The organism is Dokdonella sp. (genome assembly GCF_019634775.1).
In the GTDB taxonomy this organism is placed as follows: domain Bacteria; phylum Pseudomonadota; class Gammaproteobacteria; order Xanthomonadales; family Rhodanobacteraceae; genus Dokdonella.
In genome coordinates this window covers 471,557-488,525 of sequence record NZ_JAHCAS010000002.1, presented here as the reverse complement: position 1 = coordinate 488,525, position 16,969 = coordinate 471,557, and the positions used below count along the sequence as shown (strand labels likewise).

Genomic DNA, 16,969 nt, shown 5'->3' with positions numbered 1-16,969 from the left:
CATTGTCGCTGGCATTCCGGGCCTTGCGGATGTCACCCAGTCATTGGAATCAAAATGGTTGGGGCCTTCCTGTGCGGGCGCAGATCAAGGCGCGACGGCGCAGGCAGGCTGGCCGTCCGTCGAGCCGGCGCAACGCCGAGCTGCGCGTGCACAGGACGGTGACGCCGTTGTGGGATTGATCAGAACATCCCTAGAATGGCGGGCTTTCCGGTGAGCGGACCCGCGCCCATGGGCGTTGCCGTTCACGCCCTTCCAGGCAGCGCGCCCGCAGGCGTGCCGCAGCCCACGACGGAGTACCTTCCATGGCCAATTCCCTGCTCGCCAGCCTCGGCCTCGGCGCAAGCAATTCCGGCACCTACCTCGGCAACGGCGAATGGTCGACGACCACCGGGACCGGCGTGCTGCGCTCGATCAATCCGACCACCAACGAGACGATCGCCGAGGTCGAGGCCACCAGCGAAGCCGACTACGAGACCGTCGTCGCGCGCGCGCAGGCCGCGTTCAGGACCTGGCGAACGACGCCGGCACCGCGCCGCGGCGAGGCGATCCGCCTGTGCGGCGAGGCGCTGCGCAGGCACAAGGACGCGCTCGGCTCGTTGGTTGCCATGGAGATGGGCAAGTCCAAGCCCGAAGGCGACGGCGAAGTGCAGGAGATGATCGACATCGCCGATTTCGCGGTCGGCCAGAGCCGCATGCTGTACGGCTACACCATGCACTCCGAGCGCCCCGGCCACCGCATGTACGAGCAGTGGCACCCGCTCGGCCTGGTCGGCATCATCAGCGCGTTCAACTTCCCGGTTGCGGTGTGGGCCTGGAACTCCTTCCTCGCCGGCATCTGCGGCGACATCTGCATCTGGAAGCCATCGAACAAGACCCCGCTCACGGCGATCGCGGCGACGCGCATCTGCAACGAGGCGCTCAAGGCCGGCGGATTCCCGGACCTGTTCTTCCTCATCAACGACGCCGGCGTCGAACTGGCGCAGAAGTTCGTCGACGACACGCGCATCCCACTGATCAGCTTCACCGGCTCGACTCAGGTCGGGCGCATCGTCGGCGAGCGTGTCGCCCGCCGCATGGGGCGTTCGCTGCTCGAACTCGGCGGCAACAACGCGATCATCCTCGACCCCAGCGCAGACCTGAAGCTCGCCATCCCCGGCATCGTCTTCGGCGCGGTCGGCACGGCCGGCCAGCGCTGCACGACGACGCGCCGCCTGATCGTGCACGAGTCGATCCACGACGAAGTGCTGGCCGCGCTGGTGAAGGCCTACCGGCAGGTCGAGACCAAGATCGGCGACCCGACTGACCCGGCCAACCTGATGGGGCCGCTCAACAGCCCCGGTGCCGTGCAGCAGTTCCTCGCCGCGATCGAACAAGCCAAGGCCAGCGGCGGCAAGGTCGAGACCGGCGGCACCGCGCTCGACCGCCCCGGCAACTTCGTGCGCCCGGCGATCGTCACCGGCCTGAAGAACAGCGACGCCGTCGTCCAGCACGAAACCTTCGCGCCGATCCTCTACGTCATGAAGTATTCGATCCTCGACGAGGCGATCGAGATGCAGAACGGCGTGCCTCAGGGCCTGTCCTCGTCGATCTTCACCGGCAGCCTCAAGGCCGCCGAGCAATTCCTCTCCGCAGCCGGTTCGGACTGCGGCATCGCCAACGTCAACATCGGCACCTCGGGCGCCGAGATCGGCGGCGCCTTCGGCGGCGAGAAGGAAACCGGCGGCGGCCGCGAATCGGGTTCCGATGCATGGAAGGCCTACATGCGCCGGCAAACCAACACGATCAACTACTCCGACGCGCTGCCGCTGGCGCAGGGGATCAAGTTCGACCTTTGAGCACCGTGACGGGTGATTGGAATCACCCGCCGGAGCCGGTTCACGGGCGATGTTTCTCGACACGGTTGCCCTGAAAGAGCATCGCCCCTGAAGGGGCTCCTGCGGGGGCAACATGCGCTCCGCAGAAGCCCCTTCAGGGGCGATGCTTCGTTGATCAGGCTTCGGCCCCGATACGACTGGCCAGCACCTTGTCGATGCGGTTGCCGTCCATGTCGACGACCTCGAGGCGCCAGCCTTCCCAGTCGATGTGGTCGGTGGTCGCCGGCAGGCGGCCCATCTGCAGCATGAACAGGCCGTTGAGCGTGTGGTAGCGGTCCTGCACGCCGTCAGGCAGTTCGCGCAGGTCGAGGCGATCCTTGAGTTCTGGCAGCGGGATCAGGCCATCAAGCAGCCATGAGCCATCCTCGCGCGCCATCGCCCAGGCTTCTTCGGGCACGGTCGGCTTGAACTCGCCGGCAATCGCCTCGAGCACGTCGTGCTGGGTGACGATTCCCTGGACGCTGCCGTACTCGTCTACGACGAGCACCAGTTGCTCACCGGAGCGGCGGAATTCCTGCAGCAGTTCCATGCCGGTGATGCTCTCCGGCACGAACACCGGCTTGCGCATTGATCCTTCGATATCGATCTCCTCACCACGCAGGACCTGGGCGAGCAGGTGGCGCGTACTGACCACGCCGAGCACTTCGTGCAGGCCACCCTTCACCACCGGCAGGCGGTTGTGGCCTCCCGCCTGCAGCAGCGCAAGGTTGCGCTCCCGTGGCGCGGCGAGATCGAGGACGACGACATCCATGCGCGGCACCATCAGCGAGACGATCTGGCGGTCGTCGAGCCGGAACACGTTGCGCACGATCGCGTGCTCGTGACTTTCGATGACGCCGGCCTCGGTGCCTTCCCTCAGCAGGGCATGGATGTCCTCCTCGGTCACCGTCGCGGTGGCCTGTTCGCGCACACCGAACGCGCGCAAGCAGGATTCGGGTCGACAGCGACAGCAGTAGCACGAACGGCTTGGCGATCATCGCCAGCAGGCCCATCGGCAGGGCCACTCGGCGCGCGACGGCCTCCGGATGGGCCTGGCCGAGGCGTTTGGGCACGAGTTCGCCGACGACGATCGAGAAATAGGTGATCGTCGCCACGACGACGAACGTCGCCAGGGCGCGTGCGCTGCCGGGTTCGAGTCCCCACCCGGCGAAGCGCGCGGCTACCGGCTCGGCCAACACGGTCTCGCCGACGATGCCATTGAGGATGCCGATCGAGGTGATGCCGATCTGCACGGTCGACATGAAGCGGGTTGGATCCTGTCCCAATGCCAGCGCCGCCGCCGCACCGCTGTCGCCACGCTCGGCTCGGGCCTGCAGGCGCGAGCGGCGCGCGGTGACGAGCGCGATCTCCGACATCGAAAACAGTCCGTTGAGAACGATCAGGGCGCCAAGGATGGCGATTTCCATGCGGACTCCGCAGTCGAACCCAGGGGAGCACCTGCGCCGGCAGCACCATGCCACCGGCGCAAGGCTTGCCGACTATAGCCGCGGACGTGGATTGTGGAGTGGAAGGAAACTTCGCTCCCGTGACGATCTGGCTCCCTGGATTGCGCCGTTCTATCCCATTGATTTACTGGAGCATTTACAAAAGTTCCATGATGATTGAGCGATGATTCACATTTTGTTAGGCTACGCTCGGGTTTGACTTTTTTGCCCGGAAGATCGCTACGACACTCTTTTGAATACAACAACTTAGTAAGGGGACAGACCTGATGTCGACACACGCTCGATACTTCCGCAACAAGCTGGCGCTGGCACTTGCTGCCGCGCTGACCCTTCCTTCCGGTGCATTGTTCGCGCAGGATCAGGGCAGCGACGAGAGCGAGAGCGAGAAAGACACCAAGAAGAGTGAAGAAACCGCGCTGCAACCGATCCGGGTCACCGGTTCGCTGATCAGCCGTCTGGGCTTCGACACCATCTCCCCACTACAGGTCATCACGGCCGACAACAGCATCGCGGCCGGCGAATTCGATACCGCCACGATCCTGCAGACATCCAACGTTGCAGCAGGCTCCACCCAGATCAGCACCCAGTTCGGCGCCTACATCGTCGAGGGTGGCACCGGCGTGCAGACCCTGTCGCTGCGCGGTCTCGGCGCGAATCGCACCCTGGTCCTGCTCGACGGCCAGCGCCCCGGTCCTGCGGGCACGCGTGGCCAGGTCGGCGCCTTCGACCTCAACGTGATCCCCTCCGTCATCCTGCAGCGTGCCGAGATCCTCAAGGATGGTGCCGGCTCGATTTACGGTTCGGACGCGGTCGCCGGCGTGGTCAACCTGATCACCCGCAAGTCGATGGACCGCCCCGAATTGATCGTCGACATGAACCTGCCGACCGAGAGCGGCGGCGAACGCTACAACATCTCCGGCGCAGGCGGCTGGAACTTCGACAACGGCAGCGTCGTTGCCGCCTTCCAGCGCTACCACATGAACGCCCTGAAGGTTGGCGATCGCGATTTCTTCAAGTGCAACTACGATCTGGTGCGCGATGCCGCCGGCAATATCCTGCCGTACGAGGATCGTTCGTTCACGCGCGGCACCGAGAACGAGGGCTGCATCAACTTCGGCATCTACAATGCGATCGACGATCTCGGCCTGCCGGCCTCGGGTCGCCGTTACGGGCCGGTGCCAGGAGCAACCGGCGGCCCGATCCCGGGCTATGGCATCGTTCGCAACGGCAACGCCAACCCTGGCGCCGGAACACCGGCCTACTACGAGCAGCCCTTCTACGCCCCGTTCGCGAACAAGGGTGACGTGTTTGCCGAACAGGATCGCCTGAGCCTGTATTTTTCCGGTGATTTCACCTTCGGCTCGATCGGCTGGAACGGCCAGTTGCTCTACACCGAGCGTGAAACGAAGTCGCGCCGGTTCCGCCAGTTCTTCCCGCAGGTGGATGGCCGCCCGTATGGCTTCGTCGGCAATCCGAGTGCCAACCCGAACCTCACCGGCAACGTCCAGGTGATCATGCCGGCCAAGTCCAACCAGGACATCGATGTCGACTACTGGTATGCCTCGTCGAACTTCAACGGCGGTTTCGGCAACGATAGCAGCTGGAGCTGGCGCTTCAATACCAGCTATTCGCATTCGAGCGGTGACTACACGGTTTTCGCGATCAACCGCGACATCACGGGCGACCGCGTCACCACGCCCGACCGCGATGGCGGCGACATGCCGATCAACTACTTCGATCCAGGCATCCTCAGCGGCGAGCGCATGGATGATCTGATGGCGGCAATCGGCCAGCGCCACACGGGCAACACCGTGTACACGCAGTTTGTGGCCAATGCGATGGCCTCGGGTGAGCTGTTCGAGTTGCCGGGCGGTACCGCCGCGGCGGCTATCGGCTCGGAATTCCGTCGCATCTCGATCGACGATACGCCGTCAGCGTTCGAGCTCAACCAGCAAGCCTGGGGCCAGTCCTCGGCCCGCCCGACCCGCGGCAAGGACTACATCAGCGAAATCTACGGTGAACTCGAGCTTCCGGTCCTGGCCGGCCTGCCGGGTGTCGAGGAACTGACCTTCAACGCTTCGGCGCGTATGTTCAAGTACGACACCGTGGAGGACTCGGACAAGGTCTGGAAGATCGGCGGATCGTGGCAGATCATCCCGTCGCTGCGCCTGCGTGCCACCAATGGCACCTCGTACCGCGCTCCGGGCCTGTACGAGCTGTACCTCGGTGACCTCAGCGGCTTCCTCGGCCAGGCGGCAATCGACCCCTGCATCAACTGGGGCACCAATGCGATCGACCCGCGCGTGCGTGCGAACTGTGCGGCCGACGGCATTCCGGAAGACTATGACGGCGTCGGCTCGTCCGCACAGATCTTCACCGGCGGCGGCCTCGGCGTGCTGAAGCCTGAAACCTCGAAGGCGCTGACCGCAGGCATCGTGTTCACGCCGGAGTTCGCCAACCTCAGCGTGTCGCTCGACTACTTCAAGATCCAGGTCAACGATCAGATCGACTCGCTCGGCGGCGCCGGCATCGTCGGTGCGTGCTACTACGCCGACTCGTTCCCGAACGCGTTCTGCTCGCTGTTCACCCGTCGTCCGGGCAACGCCGCAACCGGCGCCTACAACATCGAGAGCATTCGCGACGCCTATGTCAACGTCAACAAGCAGTTGACCCGCGGCTACGACCTGAACCTGCGCTGGGATCGCGAGTTCTCGTTCGGCAAGCTGGAAGTCGAAAGCCAGTTGACGTACACCATGGAAGACGTCTACCTGCTGTTCGACACGGCCGAGGAAGGCGGCTTCGCCATCGACGACCAGAACGGCATCGTCACGCGTCCGAAGCTGGTCGGCGATCTGCGCACCGCGCTCAATCGCGGTGACTGGACCTACACCTGGACGATGAACTACATCGACAGCACCAAGAACTGGTACCTTGACCCGATCGGCTCGTACCGCGGCAACCCTGATGCCGTCTACGACATCAAGGCCGGTTCGCGCCTCTACCACGCGTTCTCGGTCCGCTACGCGACGGACAAGTGGAGCGCGGTGGTCGGCCTGACCAACCTGTTCGATACGGACCCGCCGAAGATGTCGAACGGTGGTGGTTCGACCCGTCTCGGCACGGTCCCGCTGTTCGCGTCACAGTACGACTGGTATGGTCGCTCGCTGTTCGCGCGCTTCGCCTATCGCTTCTGACAGGCGCGGCACGCACTGCAAGGACACCGACGGCCGGGAAACCGGCCGTCGGCTTTTGCGGAACCCGTTTTGGCGTTCGATTCCGACTTCCCTGCGGCGAAGCGGCGCCAACGCAAACGGGTTCGACTGGATTTCCCAAGCGTTGTCCCCGGCGAGGGTTCCCAGGTCGGCGCGCGTATTCAAACACCCCTCACCCACCCTCAGGAGTAGCCCATGAACATGCAGCTTGCTCGCTGGCCCGCTCTCGCCGCGACTGTCTGCCTCGTCGCACCGGCAACGGCCATGGCCGATCCGATTCCCATCGAAACCCTGTCGAAGATGCCCGAAGTCAGTTCGATCTCGATGAGTGCAGACGGCAAACAGCTGGTTGCCCTGATCGGTCGCCAGGGCGCCGACGAGTACGACACATCACTCGCGAACTGGGATCTCGACAATCTCGACAAGGAACCGACCGTCACGGCCTCGGGCAGCCGGATGAAGTTCATTGCGGCCGACTCGATCAAGTCGGGGCACATCCTCGTGCTGGCACGCCAGGAGTGGACCGGCGAGCTCGGAGGCTGTGGCGAGGGCAAGAGCATCGGCTCGACCAAGACTTTCGTCACCAAGCCCTACCTCACCGACACCACGCAGGCCAAGATCGAGGAAGCCTTCGTCTCCAAGGGTCGCGCGACCGACGTCAGCGACCGCACCCGTCGTTGTTTCGAGATCGCCGGCACCACCTCCATCGTCAGCACGCTTCCGCTCGACCCTGACCACGTCATCATCGTGCAGATGGACCTCGCGTCCTTCCGCCGCGAATACCAGCGCTACAACCTGCGCACCAAGGACACCGAGGTGCTGTTCCGCGCCACCGGACGCTCGCAGCCAGGCCTGTTCGACGCACGCAACGGCGACCTGCTGACGCGCGTGCAGACCGAGCCGGTCGGCGGCGACTACGAGCAGCGAGTGCTGATCCGAAAACCCAACTCCACCGAGTTCGAGGTCCATGACGCGCTGACGACCAAGCTCAGCGACCGCTACACCATGGACATCGTCGGCCGCGACGAGGAATCCGGAAAGTTCTACGTGCTCACCGACCGCAACTCCGATCAGGTACAGGCGCACCTGTACGATCCGGTGGCGAAGAAGTTCGACGATGAGCCTTTGATCGCGCACCCCGAGTACTCGATCATGGCGCTGCGCTTCGGCACGCGCAAAAGCGATTTCAACAAGGTGATCGGCTTCACCATCGGCGCGTTGATGCCGGAAACACAGTGGGTGGAACCACGCATGGCAAGCATCCACCAGGGCCTCAAGCAGGCATATCCGGGGCAGCACGTCACCATCCTGGATTTCACCGACGACCGCAGCAAAGTGCTGTTCTCGACCCAGAGCAATCGCCATCCGCCGACCTACCGCCTGCTGCTCGAAGGCAAGCCGGTCAAGACCCTCGGTACCGAGCGCAGCGGCATCGACCCGAACAGCCTCGGCGAGCAGCGCTGGGTCAGCTACAAGGCGCGTGACGGCCTGACCATTCCGGCCATCCTCGACCTCCCCGCCGGTTGGAGCAGGGACAAGGGCCCGCTGCCGACGGTGATCCATCCGCATGGCGGCCCCTGGGCGCGCGACTACGGTGGCTGGGATCGCAGCACCTGGATCCCCTACTTCACCTCACGCGGCTACGCCGTGCTGCGCCCGCAGTACCGCGGCTCCACCGATCTCGGCCGCAAGCTTTGGCTGGCAGGTGACGCCGAGTGGGGCCAGAAGATGCAGGATGACAAGGATGATGGTGCCGCCTGGCTGGTGAAGGAGGGCATCGCCGATCCAAAGCGCCTGGTCATCTTTGGTTATTCATACGGTGGCTTTGCCGCCGCTGCCGCGGTGGTGCGGCCGAACAGTCCATACAAGTGCGCAATCTCCGGCGCTCCAGTCACAGACCTCGGCAAGCTCGGCGTGCGCTGGAGCGAGAATCGCCTGCAGCGCCTGCTGCAGGGTCGCACGGTCAAGGGCATGGACCCGATCAGGAACACCGACAAGGCCAATATCCCGGTCCTGCTCTATGTCGGCGACCGCGACGTGCGCACCCCCGCTTGGCACGCGCAGAGCTTCTACAACGGCGTCAAGAACCATGTCACGGCGAAGTACGAGCTGATCCCCGACCAGCCGCACAGCTTGCCGTGGTACCCGCGCCACTTCCGTACCCAGTTCACCTTGATGGAAGACTTCCTCAACACAAGCTGCGGCATGGGCAAGACGAACTGAGCATCGAACAGGCTTGCGTAAGAACCCGGCTCCGGCCGGGTTCTTCCTTTGTGCGCCCCGGAGGCGATTGCTGCAACCCGCGGCCCCGGGCCGTCTGTCGAGCCGGCGCAACGCCGGGTTGCGCCCGCGCAGGACGTTGACGCCGTTGTGGAATGGATCAGAGCATCCCGACACCAGCTCGACCCCAACCCGTCGTGGAGACCTCTACTTGCTTCCCGCCCTTGGCGGTTTCACGTAGCGATCGAACCATTCCAGCATCTCCGCCACGAAATGCTCGTTGGATTCCCGCGCTGAATACCAGTGTGGCTCGAACGGCAGCATGACCAGCCTTGCCGTACCCCCGTTGCCGCGCACCGCCTGGAACAGGCGCGGCGACTGGGTGGGTTCGGTGCCCGGGTTGGCGTCGTCGCTGCCGTGCACGATGAGGATCGGTTCGTTGATCTTGTCGGCGTGGAAGAACGCCGAGCTTTGCTCGTAGGCCTTGGGCGCGGTCCAGAAGGAACGGCGCTCGTTCTGGAAGCCGAATGGCGTCAGCGTCTTGTTGTAGCCTCCGCTGGAAGCCACGCCGGCACGGAACAGGTCGGTATGCGCGAGCAGATTGGCCGTCATCAATGCCCCGTGGCTGTGGCCGGTGACACCGATGCGGTCACGATCGACCACGCCCAGCTCCACCGCCTTTTCGACCGCCGCTTCGGCGTTGGCAACGAGCTGCTCCAGATAGCTGTCATACGCGGTGCGCGGATCACCGACGATGGGAAACGCCGCGTTGTCGATGATGGCGTATCCGGCCAGCAGCAGCAGGCGGTAGTTCGCAAGGCGGGTGAAAGTCTGCTCCGAACCGGTCACCTGTCCCGCCTTCGACGGATCGGCGAAATCCATCGGATAGGCGTACAGGATGGCCGGCACTCGTGTGCCTTCCACATAGCCCGGCGGTGTGTAGAGCGTGAACGACAGATTCACGCCGTCCTTGCGTTGATAGGTGACCAGGCGCTTCTTGACCTGCCGCACCAGCGGCGCAGGATCGATGAACGTGGTGATCGGCTCGCGAGTGGATGCGCGTGCGGCCTCTCCCGCTTCCGCATCGACGGATGGCTCACCGAGCGTGCGCAAGAATGCATTGGGCGGATCGACGGGCGATTCGTGCCAGGTGAGCAACCTGGACGTATCGCCGGCAAAGCCGAACGCACGCTCATACGCATCCGGCGCACTGCGGAACACACGCTCGGTGTTGCCATCGGCAAGCCTGTAGCGATCAAGAAACGGGCGATCGCCGGTCGGAGAGGATCCGGGGCCGCTCAGGAACAGATGGCCGTTTTCCTCGCGCAGCACGGCAGCACCATTGGGGAGGATGCGCAACATGGGCATGCCGGGATTGGCGTAGCGCTCATCGAGCGAACGATCCCACAGCACACGCCCAGCCTGACGCGGCCTGTCCACGTCAACCAGCGTCACGCGAAGCCAGCGCTTGTTCGCATCGAACTGCGTGAGCAGGGCCTGCGTCCCCTTCTCGAACCAGGAAAGTCCGGCATATCGCTGCGCGGTGCGGGTGATCTCGACCGGTGCACGCTTGAACGGAGCGCGCCACATCAGGACGCGATCGCGCTCGGGAACCTCGTTGCGCCAATCGCCGCCATCCAGTGCCTCGGTGAACAGCAGAGTGGCCGGTTCATTCGCGCGCCAGCCATGGTCGCGTGGACCGGTCGGCACGCCACGCACCGGTACATTCTCGGCGGCGGGCAAGTTCGCGATGGTGTACGCCTTGCCACTGGCGAGGTCGAGCACCGTGACATCGCGCGCGAATCTCTCCCACGTGGTGACGTAGGAGTACGGCGGCTGCAATGTTTCGATCAACACATGGCGACCATCGGGTGCGACAGCCACCCGGCCGATGACCCCAGCCTCGCCGACGCGGGTGAGCGTGCCACCGTCCACATCCACCTTGGCCAGGCGCGAGGTCGCGTACCAGGTGAACATTGCCTCGTCTTCGGGACTGGACAACGTGTCGCGCGCCTCGTAGGTACTGCTCTCGCCACCGCCTCCGGTGGCGTCCTTGATGTCCGGCCCGGGTGGAACCGGCGATCTGACGGGTGCGCCGCCACGGCCGGCGGGCACTGCCTTGACCAGCAGCCGCCTGCCATCACCCAACCACTCAAACGCACCGCCGAGGATGGTGTTCAGATGGATGCCGTCCATGCGCCTGGCAACGCCGGTCTTCGCATCGGCCACCCACAGCTCCACCGTGGTGTCAGTCGTGTTGCTGAAGGCGATGCGACTGCCATCGGGAGCCCAACTTGGACTACCCGGACACGCCCCTTCCGGCAATGTCACCGGGGTCTGCTTGCGCGTGGCGATATCCACCAGAACGAATCCTTCGAGACAGGTGCGGATACCGTAGCCGCTGGACATGTCGTGCCGGGTGTGGGCACGCGGCTCGATGCGCACGCCGGCCAGGGCCAGATAAGGCTCGGCCACGCGCGCAATCGACGGGTACTGTGCCTGCTGCACCAGCAGCAGCGTGGTGCCGGTGGGGTCGGGCTGCGGCGACGGAATCAGTGGTGCACGCATCACGCCGAGCAAGGGCTCAGGCGGCTGCTTGTACTGCGCCTGCGCGCTGGCGGTCAGAACGAGCAGGCAGGCGGCAATCGTCTGGCGCGATGTGAGCATGGCAACCCCCGGCGGATTCGATCGGAACCGCCGAAGGTACTGCATCGATACGGCCGTTGACCCATGCCGATGGGCCTATCCCGGGCGGTGGAGCGACCACGAGGACCGACCCGGAAGCGTGCGCACCGCGACCTCGCCCGGTTTTACGGTGACAATGCACGCATGAGAACTTTCGTACTGCGGGCGCGAGCAGCGCCGACGGACGGCAAGACGTTGCTGGCATCGGTCGGCAGCGAGGTGCATGTGGAGATCCTCGCCCACGCGCTGATGAACGCGATCTTCGTGGCGCAGTCGCATCGGCCGGATGTGGTGATCTATCTCGTGCTCGAAAGCACGCCCGACTACTCACGCACGATCCGCTTCGAGGCTGACGTCATGCGTGATATCGGTGGTTTCGACGAACGTGCGCTGCTCGGCAGGATCGCCAGGGCGCTCGATGCGTCGGCGGGCATGGGCAAGGAAGAAACGCGGGCCGTCGAAGCCGGTGTCAGCGTGCAGACGATCAGCTTCGAGCGGCTCGTGCAACGGCTGGCCGCAGACCACGCCCTGTACGTGATGGACCGGAAGGGCCTGCCGATCCACGAGCAGGTGTTCGACGAAAACCCGTGTTTCCTGTTGACCGACCATATCCCGATGCCAAAGAACACCTTGCGCGGCCTCGAACGCCTCGGCGCGAAAAAACTCACGCTCGGATCGAGAATGCTGTTCGCCTCGCAATGCATCGTGCTGATCCACCACGAGCTCGACCGGCGTTGATGCCTGCATTGCGACCGACATCATGAATCGGTAGGAGCCCCTTCAGGGGCGATGGTTTTCGATTCATCGCAACACCCGGTCGCTCGTGAACGGGCTCCTACGACATTCCATTTCCTCCGCCCGGGAGCCCCTGCAAAAGTCCCTTCGGCGGCGATGCTCCTTTGTCATCCGGCAACGGTATAGTGTGCCAACCGGCGGGTACGGTGCCCGCCCCGGAAAGCAGGAGTGGCCATGGGTCTTTTGCAAGCGGTGGTGGGAGCGATCGGCGGCACACTCGCCGATCAGTGGAAGGACTTTTACACGGTCCCGGCCGGCCTGCCGTCGACCGCGGCACTGTTCGCCGCCGTCCCGCAAGGCAGCAACGCCGGACGCGGTTCGAACACTTCGGCCTCCTCGAACATCATCACCAACGGCTCGAAGATCATCGTCCCCGAGGGTTATGGCCTGCTGCTGTTCCAGGACGGCAAGATCACCGGCTTCGCCGCCGAGCCGGGTGGCTACGAGTGGCGTTCGGACGACATCAATTCGAAATCGATCTTCGCCGGCGACGGCATCGTCAGCCCGCTCATCATGCAGAGCTGGGAGCGCTTCAAGTTCGGCGGCCAGCCGGGCTCGCAGCAGGCCGCGTTCTTCGTCTCGCTGAAGGAACTGCCGGACAACCGCTTCGGCACGCAGTCCGAGATCTACTGGGACGACGGGTATCTCAATGCCCAGGTCGGCGCGGTCACGCGCGGCTCGTACACGCTGAAGATCGTCGACCCGATCCTGTTCGTGAAGAATTATGTGCCGGCCAGCTTCCTGCAGCCGGGCAAGATCTTCGATTTCACCGACATGGACAACGCCGCGGCCGGTCAATTGTTCAACGAGGTGGTTGGCTCGCTTGCGCCGGCCTTCAGCCTGTACTCGAACGACCCGGCCAAGGGCAACCGCATCAGCAAACTGCAGCAGGATTCGATCGGCTTCGCCAAAAGCCTTTCCGACGCGGTGGAAAACGCCTACCAGTGGAGGACCGACCGCGGCCTGGCCATCGTCAAGACCGCCATCGTCTCGATCGAGTACGACGCCAACACGCGCGAACTGCTCAAGACCGTGCAGCGTGCCGACGCATTGGCCGGCTCGCGCGGCAACTCGAACCTGCAGGCCAGCGTCGCCGCGGGCATGCAGGCCGCCGGCGAGAACGGCGGCGCGGCCGGCATGATGGGCATCGGCATGGCCTCCGGCATGATGGGCGGCCTCGGCGCCCTGCAGCAGCCGGTCACGCCGGCCGCACCCGCCGCCGAAGACCCGGTCACCAAACTGAAGAAAGCCAAGGAAATGCTCGACATGGGCCTGATCACACAGGCGGACTACGACGCGCTCAAGGCCAAGGCACTCGGCCTGTAAGCGGACCGCGGACGCACCATGTCAAATGCCAAAGCGCCACCGGGACCGCCCCTCGACGGTCCCGGCTCCCCGCAGGACGTGCCGCCACTGCCTGGCAGTTTTCCGATCGATCCGGAAACGCTGCCACGGCCGATCCGCGACGAATTGCTGTCGCCCGATCCGGTCGCCATCGATACCTCCGCGCAGGAGCTGAAGGACGGCCTCAACCGCTGCCCGAAATGCGGCGCCACCGACATCCGCCATCGCGCCGGCTCCGACCTGCTGGTCTGCCAGTACTGCCGCCATGAATGGCACGGCGAACGCGTTGAGGAGCTGTTCGGCCTCGGCGAAGGCATCGCCGACCTGCGCGGCACGGTCATGGCCTCCGGCGCACGCGACATCGCCGCCGACGCCGCCAGCTTGATGAGCTTCAAGTGCACCGGCTGCGGCGCCGAAGTCACGGTCAACACCGAAAACGCGATGACCGCCCGCTGTCACTGGTGCCGCCATGTCTTCGGTGTCAACGAGCAGGTCGCAAACGGCGCCGTGCCCGACGCCGTGCTTCCTTTCCATATCAAGAAGGACGATGCCGTCGCGCGCATCCGCCAGTTCGTCGACAAGCGCCAGTTGTTCGCACTGAAGGAATTCAAGGAACAGTTCACCCCGGAGAACGTCGTCGGCGTCTACCTGCCCTACATGGTCGTCGACGGCAACGCCAGCGCCGCCATGTGGGGCAAGGGCGAGATCAAGACGCGCGAGTACACGCGCGGCAGCGGCAACAACAAGACCACCTACTACGACGCCGACATCTACCAGATCGAGCGCTCGATCGACTTCACCGTCGATGACCTGCCGCTGGAATCATCGACCGAGCGCGGCAACCTCGATACGCGTGTCAACACCAACAACATCATCAACACGATCCTGCCGTTCGACACCAAGAACGCGGTGAAGTGGAACGCCTCGTACCTTTCCGGCTTCAGTTCGGAAAAACGCAACGCCAACGTCGAGCACCTGCGGCCACGCCTTGAGGACCAGCTGCTGTCGATCGCACGCCACCAGGTACACGACACGGTGCGCCGCTACGACCGCGGCGTGCGCTGGGAACAGGAGCGCCTCGACGTGCACGGCACGCGCTGGGTTTCGATGTACCTGCCGGTGTGGCTGTACTCCTACCACCAGCCCGGCAGCAACGGCGGCATGCTGCACTACATCGCCGTCAACGGCCGCACCGGCGAAACCATGGGCAGTGTGCCGGTGCAGCAATGGAAACTGCTGCTCGCGGCGATCACCACCGGCACCTTCATCGAAGGCATCGTTCTCTGGCTACTGGCGAACTCATCATGAGCGACGACGGCGGACTCTGGCTCCTCGCCGCCGGCCCGGCCGGCGCCACCGCACTGTACTGGGCCCTGTACCGGTACTACCGCAATACCGACAAATCCCACGCCTTCGAACGCGAAACCGCCGTCGAAGCCCAACCCGTCACCGGCTCCGACGCCAAGGTCGACGAGATCAAGGGCACCCGCCAGTCGCGCATCAGCGGCGAAAACGGCGGAGCGTACCGGGACAGGGTGCACAGGGTAGGCGGGGATACGAGCTGAACTGAGCGAAGCGTTGCAGGGACGGTTCAAGCCTGCATGTCGCGCTTCGCCCGAACCCTCACCCCACCGCCTCCTCCGAGGGGTGAACCCCGACTCTACCTGCCGCCGCGTGGCCTCTGACCACGCAGTTTTCCGTAAACCTCTGGGTAGAGCCCCGCGCACCCCGGAGAACCGCGATGCCCCAGTCACTTGCCTGCCCCGCTCCCGCAGCAGTCGTCCATGCCGCCGGTCGTGCGGCGCGCCTGCTCCTGATCGCGATGGCCCTGCTGCTGTCGGGCTGCGGCTACAACTCGATGCAACGCCAGGACGAGGCGACGAAGGCCGCGTGGAGCGAGGTACTGAACCAGTACCAGCGCCGCGCCGACCTGATCCCGAATCTGGTGAACACGGTCAAGGGCTATGCGCAGCAGGAGCAGGACATCTTCGTGCGGGTGACCGAGGCGCGCGCCAAGGTCGGCAGGATCGAGGTCAAGGCCGAGGACGCGGCCTCGCTCGCCGCATTCCAGCAGGCCCAGGGCGAACTGTCGAGCGCGCTGTCGCGGCTGATGATGGTGACCGAGAACTATCCCAACCTGAAATCCGATGCCGCCTTCCGCGACCTCCAGGCACAACTCGAAGGCACCGAGAACCGCGTCACCGTGGCGCGAAACCGCTTCATCGAAAAGGTCGCGGAATACAACAGCCTGATCCGTGTATTTCCCAACAATCTCACCGCCTGGATCTTCAACTACGATCCCAAACCGAGCTTCACCGTCGAGAACGAGGCAGCGATTTCCACCGCGCCGGTCGTCGATTTCGGCGCGCCGCCGAAGCCGGAGGACTGAGGCATGGCCTTGCACCGGTTCGTGTTCGCGGTCGTTGCCCTGCTGCTGGCCTGTGCCGGCAGCCTCGCGTTCGCACAAGCCGCCATTCCCGAACTGCGCACGCGCATCACCGACACCACCGGCACGCTCGATGCCGCCGCCATCGCGCGCATCGAGGCGCCGCTTGTTGCGCTGGAATCGACAAAAGGCGCACAGATCGCGGTGCTGATGGTTTCCACCACGCAGCCCGAGACCATCGAGGCCTATGCGGTGCGCGCCTTCGAGCAGTTCAGGCTTGGCCGCGCCGGCGTGGACGATGGCGTGCTGCTCGTCGTCGCCAAGGACGACCGCACCACGCGCATCGAGGTCGGCTATGGACTGGAAGGCACGATCCCCGACGTCACCGCGCATCGGGTGATCCAGGAATACCTGCTGCCAAGGTTCCGTGAGGGCGATTTCGCGGGCGGCATCGCCGAGGCCTCCGCGACACTGGCGAAGCTGGTCGATGGCGAGGCCCTGCCCGAAGCTGCGCAGGCCACGCACCGGGATGAGGCGGATGACGGGTCCCACCTCGGCATCGACGGAAAGACGATTCTCGGCGTGTTCATGGCCTTCATGTTGAGCATGATGATGCGCGGCATGGCCGATGCACTGGTCAGCAGCTTGCCGCAACGGGGGCAAGCGCAATGGCGGCGGGCACGATGGCTGCGCGGCGCAATCGTGGGGGCGGGAATGGGCGGCTTCTTCCACGCGATCGGTCCCGGGCTCGGCGGCCCGGACTGGCTGATTGCGTTAGCGGTGATCGTCGGCTTCCTGTTCGGCATCTCGAAAATCGAATTCGCATCGAGCGGCTCCGCCGGTGGTGGCAGTGGCAGCAGCTACGGCGGCAGATCCAGCAGCAGCTCAAGCAGCAGTTATTCCGGCGGCGGCGGGCGCTCGGGTGGCGGCGGCGCGTCCGGGTCCTGGTGAGGCCGGTTGGCCGCTGCCTGCGACCGTTTCCAGCCAGGACATCGGCAAACATCAGCA

The 16,969-nt window shown here is 64.8% G+C and carries 11 protein-coding genes and 1 pseudogene; 9 read left to right on the top strand and 3 right to left on the bottom strand.

From position 1 onward, the window contains the following. Positions 1-302: 302 nt before the first annotated feature. The gene (gene amaB / locus KF907_RS12985) at positions 303-1,835 is read left to right on the top strand and encodes an L-piperidine-6-carboxylate dehydrogenase (RefSeq protein ID WP_291220992.1); all 1,533 of its coding nucleotides are present in this window, start codon (positions 303-305) and stop codon (positions 1,833-1,835) included. A 154-nt stretch (positions 1,836-1,989) separates the two neighbouring features. Here amaB and KF907_RS12980 read toward each other — a convergent pair whose 3' ends face one another. Together KF907_RS12980 and KF907_RS15455 are read right to left on the bottom strand one after the other, a co-directional pair. Then, positions 1,990-2,799: a hemolysin family protein gene (locus KF907_RS12980; RefSeq protein ID WP_291220990.1), complete on the bottom strand. Its 810-nt coding sequence runs from the start codon at positions 2,797-2,799 to the stop codon at positions 1,990-1,992. A gap of 58 nt (positions 2,800-2,857) precedes the next feature. Continuing rightward, positions 2,858-3,229 (bottom strand): annotated as a pseudogene (locus KF907_RS15455) (CNNM domain-containing protein); the annotation flags it as partial. Between the two features lie 356 nt (positions 3,230-3,585). On the opposite strand from KF907_RS15455, the gene KF907_RS12970 reads away from it, so the two are divergent. Continuing rightward, complete coding sequence (locus tag KF907_RS12970) at positions 3,586-6,513, top strand: TonB-dependent receptor domain-containing protein (RefSeq protein WP_291220986.1); 2,928 nt, start codon at positions 3,586-3,588, stop codon at positions 6,511-6,513. A 213-nt stretch (positions 6,514-6,726) separates the two neighbouring features. After that, positions 6,727-8,754, top strand: coding sequence for an alpha/beta hydrolase family protein (locus tag KF907_RS12965; RefSeq protein ID WP_291220985.1), 2,028 nt, complete (start codon positions 6,727-6,729; stop codon positions 8,752-8,754). Between the two features lie 204 nt (positions 8,755-8,958). On the opposite strand, the gene KF907_RS12960 is transcribed toward KF907_RS12965, so the two are convergent. After that, positions 8,959-11,418, bottom strand: a complete 2,460-nt coding sequence (locus KF907_RS12960) for a S9 family peptidase (protein WP_291220984.1) — start codon at positions 11,416-11,418, stop codon at positions 8,959-8,961. A 162-nt stretch (positions 11,419-11,580) separates the two neighbouring features. Here KF907_RS12960 and trmY point away from each other — a divergent pair, with 162 nt between their 5' ends. From trmY to KF907_RS12930, 6 genes are all read left to right on the top strand, one after another. Continuing rightward, on the top strand, positions 11,581-12,174 hold the full coding sequence (gene trmY / locus KF907_RS12955) for a tRNA (pseudouridine(54)-N(1))-methyltransferase TrmY (RefSeq protein WP_291220983.1): 594 nt from the start codon (positions 11,581-11,583) through the stop codon (positions 12,172-12,174). A 231-nt stretch (positions 12,175-12,405) separates the two neighbouring features. Beyond that, positions 12,406-13,557 carry an SHOCT domain-containing protein gene (locus KF907_RS12950; RefSeq protein ID WP_291220981.1) on the top strand — a complete coding sequence of 384 codons (1,152 nt, stop codon included), beginning with the start codon at positions 12,406-12,408 and terminating at the stop codon, positions 13,555-13,557. Positions 13,558-13,575: 18 nt separating this feature from the next. After that, positions 13,576-14,883 carry a TFIIB-type zinc ribbon-containing protein gene (locus tag KF907_RS12945; protein WP_291220979.1) on the top strand — a complete coding sequence of 436 codons (1,308 nt, stop codon included), beginning with the start codon at positions 13,576-13,578 and terminating at the stop codon, positions 14,881-14,883. Then, the gene (locus KF907_RS12940; protein WP_291220977.1) at positions 14,880-15,140 is read left to right on the top strand and encodes a hypothetical protein; all 261 of its coding nucleotides are present in this window, start codon (positions 14,880-14,882) and stop codon (positions 15,138-15,140) included. Before KF907_RS12945 ends, KF907_RS12940 begins: the two co-directional genes overlap by 4 nt. A 257-nt stretch (positions 15,141-15,397) precedes the next feature. Further along, entirely contained in the window at positions 15,398-15,964 is a 567-nt protein-coding gene (locus KF907_RS12935; RefSeq protein ID WP_291221241.1) for a LemA family protein, read from the top strand. A 9-nt stretch (positions 15,965-15,973) separates the two neighbouring features. Next, on the top strand, positions 15,974-16,912 hold the full coding sequence (locus KF907_RS12930) for a TPM domain-containing protein (RefSeq protein ID WP_472843881.1): 939 nt from the start codon (positions 15,974-15,976) through the stop codon (positions 16,910-16,912). Positions 16,913-16,969 lie beyond the last annotated feature (57 nt).